Annotated in this window: 21 protein-coding genes; 5 read left to right on the top strand and 16 right to left on the bottom strand. The window is 62.3% G+C overall.

Going from position 1 to position 22,181, the window contains the following annotated elements; translation table 11 throughout:
• Positions 1 to 13 precede the first annotated feature (13 nt).
• A complete protein-coding gene (locus NKH23_RS14820; protein ID WP_352978592.1) occupies positions 14 to 664 on the bottom strand; it encodes a TetR/AcrR family transcriptional regulator in 651 nt (216 codons plus the stop codon).
• 160 nt (positions 665 to 824) lie between these two features.
• Between NKH23_RS14820 and NKH23_RS14815 the strand changes: the two genes are divergently transcribed.
• Complete coding sequence (locus tag NKH23_RS14815; protein WP_352978590.1) at positions 825 to 1,253, top strand: anthrone oxygenase family protein; 429 nt, start codon at positions 825 to 827, stop codon at positions 1,251 to 1,253.
• Between the two features lie 37 nt (positions 1,254 to 1,290).
• Here the strand turns inward: NKH23_RS14815 and NKH23_RS14810 are convergent, their stop codons facing one another.
• Positions 1,291 to 1,743 (bottom strand): MarR family winged helix-turn-helix transcriptional regulator, encoded by a 453-nt coding sequence (locus tag NKH23_RS14810; protein WP_023676665.1) that lies wholly within the window; start codon positions 1,741 to 1,743, stop codon positions 1,291 to 1,293.
• A 100-nt stretch (positions 1,744 to 1,843) separates the two neighbouring features.
• On the opposite strand from NKH23_RS14810, the gene NKH23_RS14805 reads away from it, so the two are divergent.
• Together NKH23_RS14805 and NKH23_RS14800 are read left to right on the top strand one after the other, a co-directional pair.
• Complete coding sequence (locus tag NKH23_RS14805; protein ID WP_352978588.1) at positions 1,844 to 2,149, top strand: Rieske (2Fe-2S) protein; 306 nt, start codon at positions 1,844 to 1,846, stop codon at positions 2,147 to 2,149.
• Position 2,150: 1 nt separating this feature from the next.
• Positions 2,151 to 2,876: a glutathione S-transferase family protein gene (locus tag NKH23_RS14800; protein WP_352978586.1), complete on the top strand. Its 726-nt coding sequence runs from the start codon at positions 2,151 to 2,153 to the stop codon at positions 2,874 to 2,876.
• A 258-nt stretch (positions 2,877 to 3,134) separates the two neighbouring features.
• Here NKH23_RS14800 and NKH23_RS14795 read toward each other — a convergent pair whose 3' ends face one another.
• Complete coding sequence (locus NKH23_RS14795) at positions 3,135 to 3,545, bottom strand: winged helix-turn-helix transcriptional regulator (RefSeq protein ID WP_352466906.1); 411 nt, start codon at positions 3,543 to 3,545, stop codon at positions 3,135 to 3,137.
• Positions 3,546 to 3,677: 132 nt separating this feature from the next.
• Here NKH23_RS14795 and NKH23_RS14790 point away from each other — a divergent pair, with 132 nt between their 5' ends.
• On the top strand, positions 3,678 to 4,568 hold the full coding sequence (locus NKH23_RS14790) for an SDR family oxidoreductase (RefSeq protein WP_352978584.1): 891 nt from the start codon (positions 3,678 to 3,680) through the stop codon (positions 4,566 to 4,568).
• A gap of 43 nt (positions 4,569 to 4,611) precedes the next feature.
• Here NKH23_RS14790 and NKH23_RS14785 read toward each other — a convergent pair whose 3' ends face one another.
• The 3 genes from NKH23_RS14785 to NKH23_RS14775 form a co-directional block, all read right to left on the bottom strand.
• Positions 4,612 to 6,531, bottom strand: coding sequence for a potassium transporter Kup (locus NKH23_RS14785; protein WP_352978582.1), 1,920 nt, complete (start codon positions 6,529 to 6,531; stop codon positions 4,612 to 4,614).
• A gap of 157 nt (positions 6,532 to 6,688) precedes the next feature.
• Positions 6,689 to 8,602 carry a potassium transporter Kup gene (locus tag NKH23_RS14780; RefSeq protein ID WP_352978580.1) on the bottom strand — a complete coding sequence of 638 codons (1,914 nt, stop codon included), beginning with the start codon at positions 8,600 to 8,602 and terminating at the stop codon, positions 6,689 to 6,691.
• Positions 8,603 to 8,698: 96 nt separating this feature from the next.
• Positions 8,699 to 9,439, bottom strand: a complete 741-nt coding sequence (locus NKH23_RS14775) for a pyridoxine 5'-phosphate synthase (RefSeq protein ID WP_352978578.1) — start codon at positions 9,437 to 9,439, stop codon at positions 8,699 to 8,701.
• A gap of 114 nt (positions 9,440 to 9,553) precedes the next feature.
• Between NKH23_RS14775 and NKH23_RS14770 the strand changes: the two genes are divergently transcribed.
• Entirely contained in the window at positions 9,554 to 9,958 is a 405-nt protein-coding gene (locus NKH23_RS14770) for a SpoIIAA family protein (protein WP_352466911.1), read from the top strand.
• A 10-nt stretch (positions 9,959 to 9,968) separates the two neighbouring features.
• Here the strand turns inward: NKH23_RS14770 and NKH23_RS14765 are convergent, their stop codons facing one another.
• The 10 genes from NKH23_RS14765 to NKH23_RS14720 form a co-directional block, all read right to left on the bottom strand.
• A complete protein-coding gene (locus tag NKH23_RS14765) occupies positions 9,969 to 11,096 on the bottom strand; it encodes an ATP-dependent DNA helicase (protein WP_353035012.1) in 1,128 nt (375 codons plus the stop codon).
• A gap of 148 nt (positions 11,097 to 11,244) precedes the next feature.
• Entirely contained in the window at positions 11,245 to 11,577 is a 333-nt protein-coding gene (locus NKH23_RS14760) for a nitrile hydratase accessory protein (RefSeq protein ID WP_292659117.1), read from the bottom strand.
• A gap of 19 nt (positions 11,578 to 11,596) precedes the next feature.
• Entirely contained in the window at positions 11,597 to 12,256 is a 660-nt protein-coding gene (gene nthB, locus NKH23_RS14755; RefSeq protein ID WP_353035004.1) for a nitrile hydratase subunit beta, read from the bottom strand.
• Positions 12,253 to 12,858, bottom strand: coding sequence for a nitrile hydratase subunit alpha (nthA, locus tag NKH23_RS14750; RefSeq protein ID WP_352978574.1), 606 nt, complete (start codon positions 12,856 to 12,858; stop codon positions 12,253 to 12,255). The genes nthB and nthA overlap by 4 nt, the downstream gene beginning before the upstream one ends.
• A gap of 56 nt (positions 12,859 to 12,914) precedes the next feature.
• A complete protein-coding gene (locus NKH23_RS14745) occupies positions 12,915 to 16,073 on the bottom strand; it encodes an efflux RND transporter permease subunit (RefSeq protein ID WP_353035002.1) in 3,159 nt (1,052 codons plus the stop codon).
• Positions 16,070 to 17,320 carry an efflux RND transporter periplasmic adaptor subunit gene (locus NKH23_RS14740; protein WP_352912814.1) on the bottom strand — a complete coding sequence of 417 codons (1,251 nt, stop codon included), beginning with the start codon at positions 17,318 to 17,320 and terminating at the stop codon, positions 16,070 to 16,072. The genes NKH23_RS14745 and NKH23_RS14740 overlap by 4 nt, the downstream gene beginning before the upstream one ends.
• Before the next feature lie 168 nt (positions 17,321 to 17,488).
• On the bottom strand, positions 17,489 to 18,085 hold the full coding sequence (locus NKH23_RS14735) for a LysE family translocator (RefSeq protein WP_352912813.1): 597 nt from the start codon (positions 18,083 to 18,085) through the stop codon (positions 17,489 to 17,491).
• Between the two features lie 187 nt (positions 18,086 to 18,272).
• Positions 18,273 to 18,845 carry an acetolactate synthase small subunit gene (gene ilvN / locus NKH23_RS14730; RefSeq protein ID WP_023676680.1) on the bottom strand — a complete coding sequence of 191 codons (573 nt, stop codon included), beginning with the start codon at positions 18,843 to 18,845 and terminating at the stop codon, positions 18,273 to 18,275.
• Between the two features lie 66 nt (positions 18,846 to 18,911).
• A complete protein-coding gene (locus tag NKH23_RS14725) occupies positions 18,912 to 20,693 on the bottom strand; it encodes an acetolactate synthase 3 large subunit (protein ID WP_352718966.1) in 1,782 nt (593 codons plus the stop codon).
• Positions 20,694 to 20,985: 292 nt separating this feature from the next.
• Entirely contained in the window at positions 20,986 to 22,146 is a 1,161-nt protein-coding gene (locus NKH23_RS14720) for a PcfJ domain-containing protein (RefSeq protein ID WP_352978572.1), read from the bottom strand.
• Positions 22,147 to 22,181: the final 35 nt, after the last annotated feature.

Here is a 22,181-nt window from a genome sequence, read left to right as displayed (position 1 = left end):
TCCCGTTTTGAATTCAGAGGCCTTGCGGCCCGGTTTTTGCCCCGTAAAGAGCGAGAAACTGCTGCGTCGCCCGGACGGCATCGCCGCCGATCGCCGCATCAGTCAATTCCAGCCGGCCGCCAAGCAGCAGGCGGATCTGCACGTCGCGGGCGACCAGCCCGAAAAAGGTGCGGAACGCCGTCTCCGCGTCGGAAAATTGGAGAAACCCGGCCTGTCTGCCGGCCTCCAGCACCGGCTTCAGGCGTCTGGCCAGTGCAAATCGGCCGTTCTCCAGCACGATGGCGCCGAGATCGTCCTTCCCCGAACTAGCATGGCCGACCGCCACCCGGTTCAGCGCGATCGAGGTGTCGCTCGAAATTACCGTGAGCCAGTCCGAAGCGAAGCGTTCGAGGCTCGCCGTCAGCGAAGCAAGGTCGAGCCCCTTGCGGTCGACCGGCACTACCCGCACCTTGGACGCCTGCCATTGTACCGTTGCCGTCAACAGCCCGTCGCGATCGCCGAACCATTTGTAGAGCGTCTCCTTAGAGCAGCTCGCCCGCCGCGCCACGGCGGTCATGGTCAACTGATCGCCCTCTTCGACCAGCAGGCGAAGGGCGGCGTCGAGGACGGCCTTCTGTCGCTCCGTCAGCGCCTCGCTGGTGTCGATGTCGGTCACAGCGTGCAACTCAGTCTTTCCTCAGGAGGCAAACTCACCCGCAGTTCAGACACGAACGCGATGGCGTACCGTACGTTACGGTTCGGCTTTATGGCGTATTGCCCGACCCGGCGCAAGCCCTTATTTCTGTAGCGTGCTCCATGCGGGGGCATCACGGGAGACACGGACCATGCTCGCCGGATTGCTTGCCTTGACCGTTGCCGCAGTGTTCGCGGGTGCGGCTATCTACGTCAGCGTCGCCGAACAGCCGGCGCGGCTTCGCCTCGATGACAAGGCATTGCTGCAGGAATGGCAGCCTTCCTACAAGCGCGGCGCCGCCATGCAGGCCTCGATCGCCGTCATCGCCTGTATTCTGGGCCTCGTTGCGTGGTGGCTGACCGGCAATCTCGCTTATCTGGTCGGCGCCGTGCTGATCATCCTGCCTTGGCCATGGACGCTGCTGGTGATGATGCCGGCAAATAGGTTGCTGGAGGCGATGGACGCGAACACCGTCAATCATGAAGCTCGGACATTGATCGTCAAATGGGGTAATCTGCATATGGTCCGCATCGGGCTTGGCGTTCTGGCGACATTGGCATTCCTCTGGGCCAGTGCCTGACCTCGCCAACCGGCGCCATCTTCGTCATGAAGGCGTGTCACTCCAGGGCGGGCGGATCTCGCAGGCGCCCAAGCAGAGCTGACAGCGCGTCGAGCTCATCATTGGAAAGCCGGGAGCCGACCAACTCCGCGATCGACCGCCCGTAGACGGCCCACATGCGGCGGCGCGTCTCGCGTCCCTTGTCTGTGACGCGGACTGTTTGCCCGCGGCCGTCATCGGCAACTGGAAGCTTCTCGACCTGCCCGTCAGCTTCGAGCCGCGCCAGCAGCCGGGAGATGTTGTACTGCGCAAACAGGGTGCGCTCGGTGAGCTGGAACGGCCGCAATCCGCCCTCGCCCGCCTCGGCAAGCTCATGCAGGACGTCGTACCAGGCAAGCGGCGGCAGGCCACTGTCCTTTAGCGCGTCCTCGGCTCTTTCCAACAACTGGCGCGAAACCCGCATCAGGCGGGCCCAGGCTTTGATTGCTGGAGGTGAAGGAATCCCGGTCATGATTGCATCGTAGGCGATAGATGCAACTGCATCAAGCTTGACGATCAATGCAAATGCATCTATATAGATGCAATCGCATCAATCATGAGAGGCAATTCCGATGAAGCATGAAATCTGCAGGATCGCCGACATTCCGGAAACAGGCAGCCTGATTGCTCCGTTCTTCGGCCGCGAGGTCCATGTCTACCGCAGCGGCGAGCGTATCCGCGCCGCCGCCAACGTCTGCCTGCATTTCGGTGGCCCGCTCGACTGCAAGGACGGCAAGCTCGTCTGCCAGTGGCACGGCGCCTCGTTCGACATGGCGAACGGTGATCGCCTCGAAGGCCCGGCGCCGAAGGGCTCCCGCCTGATGTTCCTCTCCACCCGCGTCGAGGACGGCGCATTGAACTATGTCTGGGGAGAGTGAGATGACCGACAAGCTCATCCTCGTCAGCCACCATCTTTGTCCGTATGTGCAGCGCGCGGCGATTTCACTTCGCGAAAAGGACGTGCCGTTCGAGCGCATCGCCGTCGATCTCGCCAACAAGCCTGCCTGGTTCAAGGCGATATCGCCGCTCGGCAAGGTGCCGCTGCTCCGCGTTGAGCATGACGGCCAGGAAACGGTGATCTTCGAATCGCTCGTCATCCTCGAATTCCTCGAGGAAACCCAACCCAATCCGCTGCATCCCACCGATCCCTATGCCCGTGCCCGGCATCGCGCCTGGATCGAATTCGGCTCGGCAATCCTCAATGCCGTCGGCCGCTTCTATTCAGCGCCTACGGAAGCCGCGATGTTCGCTGAAAGCGAGGCGCTATCGGCAATGTTCGATCGCCTGGAAGTGGAACTGGCGAACGGCGCGGCTGGGCTATGGTTCGCCGGCGAGCGCTTTTCACTGGTCGACGCGGTCTACGGGCCGATTTTCCGCTATTTCGACGTCTTCGACCGGATCGGCGATTTCGACATCCTGGACGGAAAGCCGCATATCCAGGCCTGGCGCAAGGCACTGCGCGAACGCTCATCCGTAAAGGACGCGGTCGCTCCCGATTATGCGCAACGCCTCCATGCATTCTTGCAGGCCAAGGGTTCGCACCTTTCGGAAATCATCCGCCAAAACGATTCAACCACAGCGCTTCCGCAAGCCCGATCCGCCTGAACAGATCGACCACCCTTCCAGCCATCATCGAGGCAAGGATATTCGTTTCCGGCGGAATTCTTGCCACTGTCGCCACCAGCCTGTCGCGAACGCAGGTCTCCAGCGCAGTATCGATACGGTCCGTTCCTATGAGCGCGTAACTGATCGCCGCGCCGGCAATTGCGATATCCAGAGAATTGCCCATTTGCCCGACCAAACCCAGGCCAGACAATCCTTCAGCGCTGTCGCTAAATCAAGCCGCCGTCTCGGCCTGGAGGCTCAGCCTTCGGCAGCATCGAAAACCTTCCGTGCCTCGCGTACAGCGCCGTGATTGAGCTCGGCCCATTGGATCAGCTGATGCAATGGTCCAAACATCGAGCGCCCGAGATCGGTGAGGCTGTATTCGACGCTCGGCGGTTTGGTCGGAAACACCTGGCGATGCACATAGCCGTCGCGCTGCAGATCGTGCAGCGTCTGGGTGAGCATGCGCTGTGAAATATCGGGCACGAGGCGCCGCAACTCGCCAAAGCGGTACGGCTTCTCGGCCAAGGCCTCCATCAGCAGCGAACTCCATTTATTGCTTATGCCCTGGATCACGTCGCGAACCGGGCAATCCGCAAGGTTTCCGCCACCGCTGCCTGCTTTATAGATCTCGAGCTTCGATCTCAGATTGACGATCTTGCCGTCCATGGCTGGTTCCCTGGGTGTGCCTACCTCCCGCAAAACTGCCTTCTTTACGAGGATCAATTCCTATTTTAGTGCTGGTCTCTTTTTGAGACTAACATATGAACCCGCCGCTCCGGCGCAACGTCAGGACCTTTCATGACCGACACCCTTCTCGTCACCGGCGCCTCCGGCCAGCTTGGCCGCGGCGTCATCAATCATCTGCTTGACACGCTCAAGGTCTCGCCTCAGCGCGTCATCGCCGCCACCCGCAATCCGGAAAATCTGGCCGATCTGGCAGCGCGCGGCGTCACCATCAGGGCGGCCGACTTCGACGACACAGCATCGCTGGCCAGTGCGTTTACCGGCGCCGACAGGGTTCTGATCATTTCGACAAACGAGCTTGCCCTTCCGGGCAAGCGCCTGAAGCAACATGAGGCCGCGGTCGCCGCCGCAAAAAGCGCGGGCGTTTCGCATCTGCTCTACACATCGATGCCCAATCCGGAGCCAGGATCGCCGGTGCTGTTTGCGCCCGATCACCACGGCACCGAGCAGGCGATCAAGGCGAGCGGTATCCCCTACACCATCTTCCGCAACGGCTGGTACCAGGAGAACCTGTTCATGGTGCTGCCGCACGCCATCGCCTCGGGGCAGTGGTACACATCCGCTGGAGACGGCCGCATTGCCCATGGCGCGCGCGACGATATGGCAGCCGCGATCGCCGCCGGTCTCGCTTCGAGCGCAACCGAAAGCACGACATACACGCTGACCGGCCCCAAGGCCCACACGATGGCCGAGATTGCAGCCCTCGTCACCGAGGTCACCGGCAAGCCGATCGAAGTTGTCCAGCTTTCGGATGAAGCGCTGACCGAGGGATTGAAGGCAGCCGGCGTTCCCGAGGCTTTCGCCCCCGTTATCGTTTCCTTCGACACCAACACGCGCTCCGGCCGCATCAGCATGGTAACCGACGCTGTCGAGACGCTGTCCGGCAGGAAGCCGCAGCCGCTGAAGCAATTTCTTGAAGCAAACAGGGCGGCTCTGGTGAGCTGAGCCTGACAAATGGCCGTGCCCTTCGAAGGGCGCGGCCGTTTGTTCAGATGGCCACCTGCGTTCCGATCTCGACGACGCGTCCGGTCGGGATCTGGAAATATTCCGTCGCATCGGCCGCCGTGCGCGCCAGCCCGATGAACAGCTTGTCCTGCCAGACCGGCATGCCGGAATTGGGCGAGGCCTTGAGAGAGCGCCGCGACAGGAAGAAGGAGGTCGTCATGATGTCGAACTTCCAGCCCTGCTTGCGGCAGATCGCCAGCGCGCGCGGGATGTTGGGCTGCTCCATGTAGCCGAAGGTCAGCGTCACCCGCATGAACAGCTCGTTGACCGTTTCCATCTTGACGCGCTCGCTATCGGGCACAACCGGCTGCGGTGCCGTCACCACCGAAAGGATGACGTTCTGCTCGTGCAGCACCTTGTAGTGCTTCAGGCTGTGCATCAGCGCGGTCGGCGCGCTCAGCGGATCGCTGGTCAGGAACACCGCGGTGCCCGACACCAAATGCGGCTTCTTCTTCAGCAGATTGCCGGCAAGAAAATCCAGCGGGATCTCGTTCCGGCGCGTCTTGTCGAACAAATAGCGGGTACCGCGGATCCAGGTCCACATGGTCAGCACAATAACTGCGGCAATGGCAAGCGAGGACCAGCCCCCTTCAAACACCTTGACTATGTTGGCTGCAAAGAAGCCGGTATCGACGAAGGCGAACACCGCCATCAAGGCGGCCGCGACGCCGAGCGGCCATTTCCAGATGCGCGTCATCACAACAAAAAGCAGTACGTTCGTCACCAGCATGTTGCCGGTCACCGAAATACCGTAGGCCGAGGCCAGCCGGCTGGATTCGCCGAAGCCGACCACCAGCAGCATCACCACCAGCGCCAGCATCAGGTTGATGCGCGGCAGATAGATCTGGCCCGACTGTTTTTCCGACGTGTGCTGGATGACGAAACGCGGGAGCATATTGAGCTGCACCGCCTGCCTGGTCAGCGAGAAAGCGCCGGAGATCACCGCCTGGCTGGCGATGACGGTCGCCGCCGTCGCCAGCACGACCATCGGAATAAGCGTCCAGCCCTGGTTCATCTCGAAGAAGGGATGACCGACAACGCCGCCATTTGCCAGCACGAAGGCGCCTTGCCCGACATAATTGAGCAACAGACAAGGGAACACGATTGCCAGCCAGGCGAGCACGATCGGCTTGCGGCCGAAATGGCCGAGATCGGCATAGAGCGCCTCGGCGCCGGTGACGGCGAGGAAGACCGCACCAACCGTGACGAAGGCGACATCGGGCGAGTTGACCAGGAACGACACGATGTAATGCGGGCTGATCGCCAGCAGGATTTCCGGATCGGCGATGATGTGGTTAATGCCGGAAACGCCGATGGCCAGGAACCATAGCGCTGTGACTGGTCCGAACACCAATCCTACGCCGCCGGTGCCAAACCGCTGTACCGCAAACACGATCGCGAGGATGGCCAGTGTCAGCGGCACCACATAGGGCTGGAATGTCGGCGTGACGACATTCATACCTTCGACCGCCGACAGCACCGAGATCGCCGGCGTAATGACTGCATCGCCGAAAAAAAGCGCCGCGCCGACGATGCCGATGCCGAGGATCACCGCCGAGCGCGTCGGGAAACTGTTGCGCGCCAGCGCCATCAGCGACAGGACCCCGCCCTCGCCTCGATTGTCGGCACGGAGCACGAACATGATGTATTTGATGGTGACGGTGATCGTCAGCGACCAGATGATCAGCGAGAGTACGCCGAGGATGTCGCCACGGTTGGCGACGTTGCCACCGGCCGATGCGTGCAACGCCTCTCGGAATGCATAGATCGGGCTGGTGCCGATATCGCCGTAAACCACGCCGAGCGCACCCAGCATCAGCACCTTGGTGCTGTGCTGCTCGACCTCAGAATGGCTCGATTGTTCGACAGGTTCTGCCTCGTTACCAGCATTGGTAAGGGCCATGGACGACACTCCGATAAGCGGGCGGTGCTCTACGCTTGCTGCGCTGCAATATCAAGTGCCGTCACGTAATGAGTCCGCGTCGGCATTGCGAGTCTTCCATCACTTGGCAGACTCAATCCTATCGGCAGACTAGCCGGAATGCGGCAACACGCACGTATCAGATCGCTACTTGTGTTCCGATCTCGACGACACGTCCGGTTGGGATCTGGAAATACTCCGTCGCATCGGCCGCCGAGCGCGCCAGCCCGATGAACAGCTTGTCTTGCCAGACCGGCATGCCGGAATTGGGCGAGGCCTTGAGCGAACGCCGCGACAGGAAGAAGGACGTCGTCATGATGTCGAACTTCCAGCCCTGCTTGCGGCAGATCGCCAGCGCACGCGGAATGTTGGGCTGCTCCATGTAGCCGAAGGTCAGCGTCACCCGCATGAACAGCTCGTTGACCGTTTCCATCTTGACGCGCTCGCTGTCGGGCACGACCGGCTGCGGTGCCGTCACCACCGAAAGGATAACGTTCTGCTCGTGCAGCACCTTGTAGTGCTTCAGGCTGTGCATCAGCGCGGTCGGCGCGCTCAGCGGGTCGCTGGTCAGGAACACCGCGGTGCCCGACACCAAATGCGGCTTCTTCTTCAGCAGATTGCCGGCAAGGAAATCCAGCGGGATCTCGTTCCGGCGCGTCTTGTCGAACAAATAGCGGGTGCCGCGGATCCATGTGGACATGATCAACCCCATGCCGCAAGCGACCGTGATCGACACCCACCCGCCTTCGAGGATCTTGACGACGTTAGCGAGGAAAAATCCGGTATCGATCGTGCCAAACAGCAGTGTGAGCGCGGCTGCCAGTGCAAGCTGCCATTTCCACCGGAACCGCATCACCACAAACAGCAGGATGGTTGTCATCAGCATTTCGCCAGTCACCGAAATGCCATAAGCGGAAGCCAGCGAACTCGAACTGCCAAAGCCGACCACCAGCAGCATCACGCCGAGCGCGACCACCAGATTGACCCGCGGCATGTAGATCTGGCCGGATTGCATCTCGGAAGTATGCTGCACCTCGATGCGCGGCAGCAGATTGAGCTGCACCGCCTGGCGGGTCAGCGAGAAAGCGCCGGAGATCACCGCCTGGCTAGCGATCACCGTCGCTGCCGTGGCCAGCCCAACCATGGGCATTAGCGCCCATTCCGGCAGCATCTGGAAGAATGGATTAGTGGGTTTGCCGCCGTTGGCCAGAACGAACGCGCCTTGTCCGAAATAGTTGAGGAGCAGACAAGGGAACACCACGGAGAACCACGCCAGCACGATCGGCCTGCGCCCGAAATGACCGAGATCGACATAGAGGGCCTCGGCCCCGGTGACCGCTAGGAACACCGCCCCGACCGTGACGAAGGCGCCGGTGGGCGTATTGGCCAGATAAGCGACCGCGTAATAGGGATTGATCGCCAGCAGGACCGACGGGTCGTCCAGCAGATGATAGACCCCGGCGGCGCCGATGGCCAGGAACCACGTTGCCGTCACCGGCCCGAACACGGCCGCCACCCTGCTGGTGCCAAAGCGTTGCACGGCAAAAAGCATTGCAAGGATGATCAGCGTGATCGGAACCACAAAGGTTTCCAGCGTCGGGGTTACCACTTCCAGCCCTTCAACCGCCGAAAGCACGGAGATGGCCGGCGTTATGATGGCGTCGCCGAAAAAAAGCGCCGCGCCGCAAAGTCCGATCCCCAGAATGAACCGGGCTCCCTTTGGATAAGCGTTGCGCGCAAGCGCCATCAGCGACAGCGTGCCGCCCTCACCCTTGTTGTCGGCTCTGAGCACGAAAGCGACGTACTTTATCGTGACGATGATCGTCAGCGCCCAGACGATAAGCGACAGCACGCCAAGGACGTCATTGCGCGCTACCGGTCCCGACGATGCGTGCAGCGCTTCCCGAAACGCGTAGATTGGGCTCGTGCCGATATCGCCGTAAACCACGCCCAACGCGCCCAGCATCAAAACTCTGGTGCTGTGCTGCTCGGCCTTGGAGTGGCTGGATTGTTCGATGGGTTCTGCCTCGCTACCAGCGTGGGCAAGGGCCATGGACGACACTCCCATAGACGTGCGGTGCTCTAAAGTGCGGGATGGAAAGGATGCGCTGCCATGCCGGGAACGCATGGCTTATCGGCTCGCCTCTCTCTACCAGCCACAAGCCTTCAGAAACCGCCTGACCGTTGCGGCCATGCCATACTCCAACGCATCGGCTGTCAACCCATGTCCGATCGACACTTCGGCCAATGCCGGGATGCGCCTGGCCAGTGCCGGCAAATTGCTCACCACAAGATCGTGCCCGGCATTGACCTGGAGCCCTGCAGCAAGTGCGGCATCCGCAGTCTTTCCCAATTTCTCCAATTCCCTCGCCGCTTTTGCCGAATCGGAATGATAGCTGCCATATGGACCTGTATAGAGTTCGATCCGGTCGGCGCCGGTGTCGCGAGCGGCTTTCACGCCAGCGGGATCCGGATCGGAAAACAGCGATACGCGAAAGCCTCCCTTCTTCAGGCGCTTGACGACCGGTGTCAGGAACGCAGCCTCGGCGGCGAAGTTCCAGCCATGGTCGGAGGTCGCCTGCGCCGGGTCGTCGGGCACCAGCGTCACCTGCTCGGGCTGATGCTTTTCCACAAGCGCCAGGAAATCCTCGGTCGGATAGCCCTCGATGTTGAATTCCGCATTCGGGAACTCGTCGTCGATCAGCGCTCTGATCTCAGGCAGATCGGAATGCCTGGTGTGCCGCTCGTCGGGTCGCGGGTGCACCGTCAGCCCATGCGCGCCGGCGGCAAGGGCGGTGCGTCCGAGCCCTGTCACGCTTGGCCACGGCAGGTCGCGCCGGTTGCGCAGCATGGCGATGGCATTGAGGTTGACGGAAAGCTTTGCAGGCATTTGCACGGTTCCAGGCTGATCTCGGCGCGCATCTATACCGTCTTTAAGGGGAACAGACAGAGGGTTTCAGGTGTTCCAAGGGAACGAAGAAAATCGAGCGCAAGGAGTTCCCTGTTGAATTTTCTCGATGCCGTACCGGCGATCCGCCGCATCGATACCGATCGCGAAGACCTCTTCGCCATCGATGTCGTCGGCCATGTCGCAGCGGCCGACGCCGAAAACCTGTTCGGATTGCTGGAGGCAGCCTACGCGCTGCACCCGAAAATCGACGTGCTGGTGCGCCTGATCGACCATGAGGGTGTCGACTGGACCGATGTATCGGACGAGACGATCGAACAGGGCATAGCTCATGCGGTGGAGCATATCGGCCGCTGCGCGGCGGTCGGTGAGCCGAACTGGATAGCGGAGGCAAGAGCCTTTTTGCCCGCCTCTTTGCCTATCGAACTCCGGCATTTCGGGGCCAAGGACGAAGCCGCTGCCTGGGAATGGCTTGGCGCCAACCCGATCGCCCAGCGCTGATACGGCCGCCCTATCGGACGATCGTCAGCCGTTCGGCCGCGCGCGTGATGGCGGTGTAGAGCCAACGCTGCCGGGTTTCCTTGAACGCCCAGCTTTCGTCGAAAAGCACGATCTCGTTCCACTGCGATCCCTGCGCCTTGTGCACGGTCAGCGCGTAGCCATAGTCGAAATCGTCGAAACGTTTCTTCTGTTGCCAGGGAATGTCGGCGTCCGGGTCTTCGAACGCCGCCTTGAGCAGCTTGATCTTGGCGACACCGCGATCCGGGTCGTCTTCCTCCGGTGAAACCAGCAGATTGATACCGGGCTTGACCGTCTCGCGCGACGAGGTCATCACCTTCCACAGCGAGCCATTGAGCAGTCCCTTGGCCGGATCGTTGCGCAGACAGACCAGCTTGTCACCGGCTTGCGGATAATCGGCATTGAACCCCTTCAGCTCGCGCAGCCGCTGGTTATAGCGGCGGCGCGTGCGGTTGGTGCCAACCAGCACCTGGTCCGCCTTCAGCACCAATTCCTGGGTGACGTCTTCCTTGCCGATCACTTGCGCCGTGCCATAGTCGCCGCGCATGAACTCACGGCCCTCGCGCACGTCGAGCGCCAGCCGGATGATCGGGTTGTCGCGTGCCTGGCGGTGGATTTCGGTGAGCAGAATATTCGGCTCATGGTCGGTAAAGAAGCCGCCACCCGAGATCGGCGGCAACTGACCGGGATCGCCAAGCACCAGGATCGGCGTGCCGAAGCTCATCAGGTCGCGGCCAAGCTGCTCGTCGACCATCGAGCATTCGTCGATGACGACGAGCTTGGCCCGCGAGATCGGGCTCTGCCGGTTAAGCGAAAAGGTCAGCGACATCGAGGTCTTGCCGGTCACCTCATCCGCTACCGATTCCTCGCCTTTCGGCCGGTAGATCAGCGAATGGATGGTGCGGGCATTGACCGCGCCCTTGGAACGCAGCACCTGCGCCGCCTTGCCAGTAAAGGCGGCGAACTGCACCTGGCCGTCGACATGCTCGGCGAAATAGCGCGCCAGCGTCGTCTTGCCGGTGCCGGCATAGCCGAACAGCCGGAACAACTGCGGCTTGCCGGTTTTCAGCCAGCCGGCCACCGCCTTCAGCGCCTCGTCCTGTTGAGGAGAGAATTCCATCAGCGCGACAGACCGGATTCGTGAGGGAAAGACAAGGTCGAGTGCCGTCACCAGCAATTTCATCGCCGGGCAATCACGCCGCTGCGACAGGGTCAGGCTATCAGTGACGAGCCGGAACGTAAAGAGAACAACGCCGGGCGACGACAGCTCACCCAGCCCGCTGTGGATCGTTCTCCAGCAGGATCGGCTTGCCATGCGGCGTAGCATGCGCGGCGCGTTCCCAGGCAGCAGCAAGGCTGTCGACGTCGTTTCTACCGGCAACGCCTTTGGTCGACAGCAAATTCTCCAGCGCCGCCAGCCAGTGCTCGTAATAATCATGGCCGTCGCTCGCGGCGCCCGGCCGCTTCACCTCGGCCGACAGGACATCTGCCCATTCGCTCCAGGAAAACAGGCCCTTATCATGCAGCGCAACCGTGATGGCGAACGCCTCTGCTTGCCATGGCTCGGCGAAAACCGGCGCCTCGACACCGGCGGGCAGCATGGCGGCGACCGAGCCCGTCTCACGCCGGCTCAAGGTAGCTCTCCCAGGCATCGATCGATACGACAAGTGTCGGGTCGGCGCCCTCGCCCCAGATTTCGCCGCCGCTGAAGGCCACCGTATAGACCCATTGCGGGTTTTCGCCCTGGCCGTGCGCATTGGTGTCGGGAAAGACAAAGCTGTCGCGCACAGCCTCGACGACGCCTCGCTTGCCGCGTGCATAGCGTGGCAGCCTGGTGTGGCCGGTCGGATGAAAGTTCTTGGTTCGCACCAGGTCGCCTGCCTTGAACCGCGGCGGCGCGGCGACAGGCCGGTCGCAGCGCCCGCCCTTTGCCAGCACCGCCGGAACATCTTTAGCCTTCAGCACCCGTTTGGGTGTCGCTGCCGGGTCGACTGCGTCGCTCGTAGCCAGATCGCGATCGCTGACGAAACCATGGCATTTGAGCAGCACCTCCAGCGCCTTGATCCATATCTGGTAGTAGCTGGAGGCATAATAATCCGCTGGATGCAGCGATTCCCGCGCGTGCCGACTCTCGTCGATGGTCCAGGCGCCCATGGCGCCCGCGCATAACGTTACGCCCAGCGCCCGCCTTTCCCAATCGGCATGGAAATAGGGTTCGTCCGGTTCGGGCGCGACTGGCCCGAAACCCATCTGGCCGCCGAGATCCTGCGGCCCGTTCATGCCGGCTTCCGCGCCAACGCCGTGCCGATCATGGCATCGCGCGTCACCAGATTGGCGAGCCGTGCCTCATCCCAGCCCTCGGTACCCCTGGGACGCATCGGCACCACGAGATAGCGCAGCTCGGCGGTCGAATCCCACACCCGGATTGTCGTCGTCGCCGGCAAGGTCAGGCCGAATTCCTCGAGCACGCCGCGCGGATCGATCACCGCGCGCGAACGGTAAGGCGGCGCCTTGTACCAGACCGGCGGCAGGCCGAGCACCGACCACGGATAGCAAGAGCATAGCGTGCAGACGACGAGGTTGTGCGTGTCGGCCGTATTGAACACCGCCTGCATGTGCTCGCCTTGCCGGCCGGTGTAGCCGAGCGATTCGATGGCCGCCGTCGCATCACGCTTCAGCCATGCGGCAAACCCGGGATCAACCCAGGCCTTCGCCACCACCTTTGCGCCGTTGCGCGGCCCGATCTTGGTCTCGTAGGTGTCGACGATAACGTCGATCGCCGCCGGATCGATCAGGCCTTTGCGGGTGAGAATCGTCTCCAGCGCGCGCACGCGCGCCGCAAAAGGATCAAGCTCGTTGTCGTGGTCGTGATTGTGCGGCATGGCGTCAAATTACGATCGCGGACACCCGGCCGCAAGCACCACGGCTTGGGCCAGCGCTATTCGGCTGCCGCCTTCTGCGGCACCGGTTCTTCCTCGTCGTCGAACAGTGACGGCTGGTCGACCGCCTCGACCGGGCTCGGCTCGCCCCGGTGCCCCGCCCATACGCTGACGAGCCAGCCGGAAAAATGCTCCATGTAGACGTAGATGACGGGCGTGACGAACAGCGTCAGTGCCTGCGAGGCGACCAGGCCGCCGACCACCGCCACACCGAGAGGCTGGCGCAGTTCCGCGCTCGCGCCAGTGCCGAGCGCGATCGGGATGGTACCCATCAGCGCGGCAAGCGTGGTCATCATTATCGGCCGGAAGCGCATCAGGCAGGCCCTGTGGATGGATTCGACAGGGGACATCCCCTCGCGCCTGAGTTCTAGCGCCACGTCGATCATCATGATGCCGTTCTTCTTGACGATTCCGATCAGCATCAGGATGCCGATCACCGCGATCACCGACAGATCCATCCCCGCCAGCCGCAGTGCCACCAGCGCACCGAGCACCGCCGACGGAAGCCCGGTCAGGATAGTGAGCGGATGGATGAAGCTCTCATAGAGCATGCCGAGAACGATATAGATGGTCAGGATCGCGCCGCCGATCAGCAGCCCCTGGTTGGAAAGCGAATCCTGGAAGGTCTTCGCCGTGCCCGAGAAAGTGGTCGAGATCGTCGGCGGCATGCCGATCTTTTCCTTCAGCGCATTGATGTGGCTCACGCTGTCGCCGAGGGCCACGCCCTGCGGCAGATTGTAGGAGATGGTCACAGCCGGAAGCTGGCCGAGCTGGTTGACGGTCAAAGCACCGGCGCTCCGATCGACGCGGGCGAAGGCTCCAAGCGGTACCAGACTGCCGCTGACCGTCCTTACTTTGATCGCCAGCATCCGTTCGGGCGACCACTCGATCTTCGGGTCGAGCTCCATGACCACTTTATAGCTGTCGGCCGAACCGAAGATGGTCGACACCTGCTGGGTGCCGAAACCGCCATAGAGGCTGGAGCGCAACGTGTCGGTATCGACGCCAAGCGTCGCTGCCTTGTCGCGGTCGATCACCAGCGTCGCCTGCAACGCGTTGTTCTGCAGATCATTCGTGACATCGGTGAAGGCGCCATGATCGGCAGCCATCGCGTCCGTCAACTTTTGCGCCCAGACGTTCGTCAGGCCGGTATCGAGGCCCTGCACGGCAAGCTGGTAGGCACTCGCCGAAGAGCGCGCGCCGAGCCGCAGATTCTGCACCGGTTGCATGTAGGTTTCGATGCCGGACACATTGGCAAGCTGGCGCCGCAGATCCGAAAGTACCTTGTCGATGTTCGGTCGCTGGTCCTTGTCTTTCAGCTGCACAAACAGCTGGCCCTGGTTGAGCGCATTGTTTCCACTGCCCGCCGACCAGCCGACATGCGCGACGTAAGGCGAATGGGTGAAGACATCCGCCACTTGCCCCTGAAGCTTCACCATGGCGTCAAACGAAATGTCCTGGCGCGCAATGGTCGTCACCGAGACCTGGCCGATATCCTCCTGCGGAAAGAAGCCCTTCGGCGATATCTGGATCAGCCACACGGACAGCCCGGCGGTCACGAGGAATACAAGGAAAACCAGGAAATTGTGGCGAAGGCAGAATGTCAGCAGCCTGTCATAGCCCCGCATGAAGACGTTTTGCCTATGGTGCTCGCCATGCGCCGCCTTCTGCTCGGCTTTCGATAGTGACAACAGCCGCGAGCACAGCATCGGCGTCAACGTCAGCGAGACGAACATCGACGCCAGGATGGCGACCGTCACCACCACCGCGAATTCGTTGAAGATGCGCCCGATCACGCCGCCCATCAAAAGCACCGGAATGAACACGGCGACCAGCGAGATCGAGATCGATATGATGGTGAAGCCGATTTCGCGGGCGCCCTTGAGCGACGCCTCGAGGGCCGAGAGCCCGTCCTCCTCCATATGGCGGAAAATATTTTCCAGCATGACGATGGCATCGTCGACGACAAGGCCCACCGCAAGCGTCAGCCCCATCAATGAGACGTTGTCGATGGAAAACCCGAACAGGTACATCACGCCCAGCGTGGCGATGAGCGAAATCGGTACCGCCACTGCCGGGATGACCGTCGCCGTCACCCGGCGCAGGAACAGGAAGATCACCATCACCACGAGCGCGATGGTGAGCAGCAGCGTGAACTGCACGTCGTCCACCGCCTCGCGGATCGACGTCGAGCGGTCGTTGAGCAACTGGATGCTCGCCGTCGCAGGCATCTGACCCTCGAAGGAAGGCAGCATCGCCTTGACGCGGTCGACGACATCGACGGTGTTGGCATCCGGCTGGCGCTGCACGGCCATGATGATGGCGCGGGTGCCGTCGTACCAGCTTGCCGTCGTCGTGGTCTCGACCGAATCGATGACGCGGGTCACCTCGCCGAGCCGCACCGGATGGCCGTTCTTGGTGGCGATGATGATGTTGGAGAACCCCGCCGCATTGGTGAGCTGCGTGTTCGCGGTGATTGTCAGCTGCTGTTTGTTGTTCTTGAGCACACCGAGCGGCGTGTTGCTGTTGGCCGAGGCAATGGCCGTTTGCAGCTGGTCGATCGAAATGCCGCGTGCGGCGAGCGCCGTCGGATCGATCTGGACGCGCACGGCATATTTCTGCTGGCCGTAGATCGAAACCTGCGCAACGCCGTCGATCGTCGACAGCGATGGCGAAATCACATTCTCGGCAAACGCATTGAGATCGGTCAGCGGAATGGTGTCGCTGACAAGCGACATCAGCAGGATCGGCGCGTCGGCTGGATTGACCTTGCGGTAGCTCGGCGGGCTGGTCATCTCCGGCGGCAATTGTCGCTGCGTGCGTGCGATCGCCGCCTGCACGTCGGCGGCGGCTGCATCGATGTCGCGGTTGAGCACGAACTGAATGGCGATCGAGGTCGAGCCGAGCGAGTTGGTCGTCGAGATCGAATCGATGCCTGCGATAGTGGAAAACTGCTTGATCAGAGGCGTTGCTACCGAGGTCGCCATGGTTTCCGGCGAGGCTCCAGGCAGCGAGGCCGAGACGTTGACAACCGGAAATTCCGCGCTTGGCAGCGCCGCGACCGGCAGGAATTTGTAAGCAAATAGCCCGCCCAGAATCAGGGCGAACGACATGAGCAGCGTGGCGACGGGCCTGCGGATGCAGAATTCGGAAATCATGGCTGCGTTCCGCCCGTACGGTCAGCCTCGGCGACCTTCGGAGCCGCCTGGTCGCCGGTGCCGGTCGAAGCCTTGCCTTCGCGCACCGCCGCGCCGTTTTTCAGCTTGGTCTGACCCTCGACGACGACACGCTCACCGCTTTTCAATCCTTGGCTGATCGCGGTGTTGGCACCTTCTGTCAGCGCGACCTGCACCGGCCGCATTTCAACGGTGTTGTCCGGTTTGATCACATAGACGAACGGGCCCTTTTGGCTGGGCTGGACGGCAACCGTCGGAACCGACGTCATTTGCGGCATGATGCCGGCATCGAGCACGACATTGACATATTGGCCCGGCCACAGCGAAAGATCGGCGTTGGGCACGCTGGCCCGGGTTGCGATCGTGCCGGAGGCCGTGTCCACGCTGGAATCGACGAAATCCAGCGTTCCCTTGCCGATCGGCTTCGGGTCGCCATCCTTGGTCAGCGTCACCGCACCTTGCTGCGCCGCCGCCAGCGCCTTGTGCAGCAAGGCAAGATCGCTTTCGGGGAGATTGAAGTTCACCTGCAGCGGGTCGACCTGCGTGATCGTCACCAGCGGAGTCGACGTGCTGCTGCCGTTGCTGGTGGTGACGAGGTCGCCGACCGCGACGCTGACCGCGCCAAGCCTGCCGGAGATCGGCGCCCTGATTGTGGCGAAGCCAAGCTGGATTTGGTCTGCATCGATCGTTGCCTTGTCGGCGTCGACGGTGGCCGCGGCGGATTTCTGCGCCGCGACAGCCTGATCGTAGGTCTGCTGTGTCCCGGCCTGCCTGGCGACGAGATTTTTGGCGCGCTGAAGATCGGCCGTCGCACTGGCAAGCAGTGCCTGGTCTTTCGCGAGCGTCGCCTGATCGCGTGCCAGTTGCGCCTTCAACGAGCGATCGTCCAGCGAGAACAGAAGGTCTCCGGCCTTCACCATCTGTCCGTCCTTGACCGCGATTGCGACGATCTGGCTCGAGACCCGTGCGTTGATGCTGACCACGGCAGGAGAGGACACGAAGCCGATGGCATAGCGCCGGACCGGGAAATCGGCCGTCGAAGCGGTGGCGGCAACCACCGAAGTCGAACGCGCGGCATTTGCCGCTGCAGCGGGTTTGTCCGCGGCCGCCGTCGTCTGCCTCGCCGACAGAATCTGCTGAAGACCGCTCCTTGCGCTGGGCGAAAGATAGAGCCACGCCGCGGCAACGCAGGCTGCAGCGATCACCGCAAACACGATCTTTCCGCGCATCGACAAAAGGCCTCTCGATCCGACACGCCGCTATCCGGTGGCCGTAGTCTAGCTCAACTCGCAGCCGATTGCCGCGCTTTTGCCAGATAATAGAGGATGCCGAAGGCGAAAAAGGGCCAAAACCCGTCATTACGAAGATTTAATGTGCAGTGCACAATAAAACGGCAGCTAACGCAGCATCGGCCACAGTGTCGCCGCCAGCATCACGCCCATGGCGATGTTGAACCATTTGAGCCGCACCGCATCCGCCAGGAAACCGCGCAGCGCCATGCCGAAACCGGCCCAGGTCGAAATGCTCGGCAGCATGACGACGGCGAAAGCGGCTGCGATCAGCACCACCGACACAAACGGGCGTTCCGGGTTCGTATAGACGGCCATGGCTGTAATCGCCATCACCCAAGCCTTGGGATTGACCCACTGGAAAGCCGCAGCCTCCATGAAGCGCATCGGCTGGCCCTTCGCCTCGCCTTCGCCGCCGAGCGAGCGCGACACGGCGATCTTCCAGGCGAGATAAAGCAGATAGAGGCCGCCGGCGATCTTCAACCCGGTATGCAGCACCGGAAAGGCCGTCAACACGGCGCCAAGCCCGAGGCCTACGGCCAGCAACAGCACGAGGAAGCCGATGCCGATGCCCAGCATGTGCGGCACGGTCTTGACCAAGCCGAAATTCACGCCCGACGCCAGAAGCATGAAATTGTTCGGGCCCGGCGTGATCGAGGTCACGAAGGCGTAGACCAGCAGGGCAAGGAATGCATCCAGCGTCATAGCTTCCTCCCAATTAAGTCAACACTATTGTCCTTTTACGACCGTCGCGCAAAAGCCACTCCAGGGGCGCAGCCGGGCCAGGCGATCGCGTAGCGACGGAACAGACATGCGGCGCCAGAGCATCTTGCAGCCGAGTGGAATCACTTGGCACCGCAGAAACGCGGCTAAAACAACTGGATACTGGAAGCTACATCCCTTGCGGGCCGCGGTTCATCGCCGCCACTCCGGTACGGCAGATTTCAACTAGCCCGAGCGGTTTCATGATGGCGATGAACTGATCGAGCTTGGAGCCCTTGCCGGTGATCTCGAAGATGAAATGCTCGGTGTTGGCATCGATGACGCTGGCGCGGAATGCATCGGCGAGCCGGAGCGCCTCGACGCGGGCTTCGCCGGTGCCGGCGACCTTGACCAGCGCGAGTTCCCGCTCCAATGGCCGCTCCTGTCCGAATTCCTGCGACCGCACGGTGAGATCGACGACGCGGTGCACCGGCACGATGCGCTCGAGCTGGTGCTTGATCTGCTCCAGCACATGCGGGGTGCCGCGTGTCACGATGGTGATGCGCGACAGGTGCTTTTCGTGCTCGGTTTCCGAGACCGTCAGGCTCTCGATGTTGTAGCCACGTCCGGAAAACAGGCCGATGACCCGGGCAAGCACGCCCGGCTCGTTGTCGACCAGGACCGAAAGCGTGTGGTTCTCTGGTTTTTCCGTCTCCTTGGCGATGAAATAGGCGGAGCCGGTCGGTTGCAACTGTGCGTTCATGACATGAATCTCGATTTCAATCTTTTGCGCTAATCTGCTGTTTTCGCACAGCTTCCTTGAACCAGGCTACACCAGTTCCCTGCCCTTGGCGTCGATAGCGTTGGCCACAGCTTCGTCCGTCGCCTCGTCAGGCAACAGCATCTCGTTATGCGCCTTGCCGGACGGGATCATCGGGAAGCAGTTGGCGAGCGTCGCCACGCGGCAGTCGAACAGGACGGGCTTCTTGACCCCGATCATCTCCTTGATGGCGTCATCGAGCTCGTCCGGTTTGTCGCAGCGAATGCCGTGGCCGCCATAGGCTTCGGCGAGCTTGACGAAATCCGGCATCGCCTCGGTGTAGGAGTGCGACAGCCGGTTGCCGTGCAGCAGCTGCTGCCACTGCCGCACCATGCCCATATACTGGTTGTTGAGGATGAAGATCTTGATCGGCGCCTCGTGCTGCACCGCCGCGCTCATCTCCTGCATCGTCATCTGCACCGAAGCGTCGCCGGCGATATCGATGACCAGCGCATCCGGGTGCGCGATCTGCACGCCGAGTGCCGCCGGCAGGCCGTAGCCCATCGTGCCCAGCCCACCAGAGGTCATCCAGCGGTTCGGCTTCTCGAAGTGGTAGTGCTGCGCCGCCCACATCTGATGCTGGCCGACCTCGGTGGTGATGTAGGTGTCGAGGTCCTTGGTCAGCGCATAGAGCCGCTGGACGGCATATTGAGGCATGATCACCTCGTGGTTCATCTTGTAGGCGAGCGAATCGCGGGCGCGCCATTTGGCAATCTGCTCCCACCATGGGTGAAGCGCCTTCTTGTCGGCCTTGGCGGTTGCCCGCCACAGCCGCACCAGATCCTCCAGCACACGCCCGACATCGCCGATGATCGGCACGTCGGTGTGGACGTTCTTGTTGATCGACGATGGGTCGATGTCGATGTGGATCTTCTTCGAATTCGGCGAAAACGCTGTCAGCCGCCCGGTGATGCGGTCGTCGAAGCGCGCGCCGATGCAGAGCATGACGTCACAATCGTGCATCGCCATGTTCGCTTCATAGGTGCCGTGCATGCCGAGCATGCCCATCCAGTTCTTGCCCGACGCGGGATAGGCGCCAAGGCCCATCAGCGTCGAGGTGATCGGAAAGCCGGTGAGGTCGACCAGCTCGCGCAGCAGATGGCTCGCCTCCGGGCCGGAATTGATGACGCCGCCGCCCGAATAGATGATCGGCTTCCTGGCGCCGGCCATCAGCTCGACCGCCGCCTTGATCTTTTCCAGATCGCCCTGGACCTTCGGTTGGTAGCTGGTGCGCGGCGCCGTCTGCGGCGGGACATAGATGCCCTTGGCGAACTGCACGTCCTTCGGGATGTCGACGACGACCGGACCGGGGCGCCCTGTGGTTGCCACATGGAAGGCCTCGTGGATCGTTGCCGCGAGCTCGTTGACGTCCTTCACCAGCCAGTTGTGCTTGGTGCAGGGCCGCGTGATGCCGACCGTGTCGCACTCCTGGAACGCATCCGAGCCGATCAGCGAAGTCGGCACCTGGCCGGTCAGGCAGACCAGCGGGATCGAATCCATCAGCGCGTCCTGCAATGGCGTCACCGCATTGGTGGCGCCCGGCCCTGAGGTCACCAGCATGACGCCGGCCTTGCCGGTCGAGCGCGCATAGCCTTCCGCCGCATGGCCGGCGCCCTGCTCGTGGCGGACGAGGATGTGCTCGACCTCGTCCTGCTGGAAGATTTCATCGTAGATTGGCAGAACCGCGCCGCCCGGATAGCCGAAAACATGCTTGACGCCATTGTCCTTCAGCGCCTGCACCACCATTTCGGCGCCTGTCATTTCGCGCCGCTCATTCTGTCCACTGCTCATCGGTCTGGTCCCGTACTGTTCGCCATCGGGCGATTGCTGGTCGTTTAGTCGTGTTTCGGGCAATAAAAAAGGCCCCCGAGGGAGCCTGTGTCTTGCGCATGGGAGGTCATCGCCTGGCGGTTACACCGCCTTGCCCACGCGCTTTCCTACGAGAATGAGTGCCTTTTTCATGGTCGCGGACAATAGAATTGGTTTGACGCCGCTGTCAACGGCGAATGTGCACTTGGCCTGACGTCGGCACATCCGCCCATTGTGCACCCGCGCGGCCTTTCCGCCGCGCGGGTCTTCCGTTTCAGGCCCAGAGCACCACACCCCTCGCCTTGGCCCAGCGCTCGATGATCTTGCGCTCTTCGAGCGAGGCGAGACGATTGCCGAAACCGCGCACCTGCACCGCACGGTTTTGCGGGTCGAGTTCGATCGTCAGCAACCGCTCGATCTTGCCGAGCGCCGAGCGCCGCAGCACCCAGATCGAGGCATTGCCGGCGATGCATTTGGCCGCGTATATCGAGACGCAATGATGCATCGCCCGACTCTCGGCGACCAGATCCTCGGCCGTCTTCAACTGACGGACGAAGAAGCGCTCGCCATGCGCCTTTGCCTCCTTGGTCGACGGCTGCCAGTCCCAGTCGTCGAGGCGCGAGCCGTGCCAGGCGCGACCCTGCGACTGCGTCCCGGCAGTACGCGTGGCCCGCCCGGCAGCGCGGCGGCGCATTGCCTCGATGCGTTCGATCACGGCAATGTCGCGATGCCAGTCCAACATCTGCCGACGCAGCGAGGCGAGCGTGCGACCCTTCACGCTGTACGCCGCATAGCGCTGGTGCACGGCGCTGATATAGTCGCATAGATCGTCGATCTCCTCCTTCGACGCGGGCTGCCCGCAGAAGAACCGTGTCACCTCGCGCCAGAAGGCCAGATCGTTACGTGGCGTGCGCGCGATTTTCGACTTGGCAAGTCGGGCCGCCAACCCGGAATCATCCGTGTAGGACCGGGCGATTGCCACCCAAAATGCCTCGTCGAACGTGAAATCGCCGGGCAAGTTCAAGAAGCAATGCACCTCCTTGCGAGACAGCCACGCACAGGCGCCCGCCTTGTAAAGCGAGTCACCACGCGCCACTGCGATATACCAAGCCTTGCGAAGCGCAATCTCGCCGGCATTCAACCCCGAGCTGTCCAGCCAGATCCCCTCGAGCGCGGCTGTAACCGGGTAGCGCGCATAGAGATGACGCGCCGCGGCCAGCCGCAGCCGCGCGGGGTCGCGCGTCTTCAGCTTTGGACGCCACAGCGCGCCGTCGCGGATCGCCATGCCGGCAAAGCCCCGACGTGCCTCGTCGAGCGCCCGCTCGAAATCCGGAGCGGGACGCGGGACGGGAAAAACCCGCCGCAGCGTTACGGCATATGCTTCAATGCGTTCGCGCTCGGCGTCCTGCCTGCGCTGGATCATGGACTTTGCCATGGCCGTTCATCCTGATTGGAACCCTGTCAGCCGCA

Origin of the sequence: Mesorhizobium sp. M1328 (assembly GCF_040318075.1) — a bacterium.
In the GTDB taxonomy this organism is placed as follows: Bacteria; Pseudomonadota; Alphaproteobacteria; order Rhizobiales; family Rhizobiaceae; genus Mesorhizobium.
Note: the sequence above shows the minus strand (reverse complement) of the source record. Positions and strands in the feature narration are given on the sequence as shown.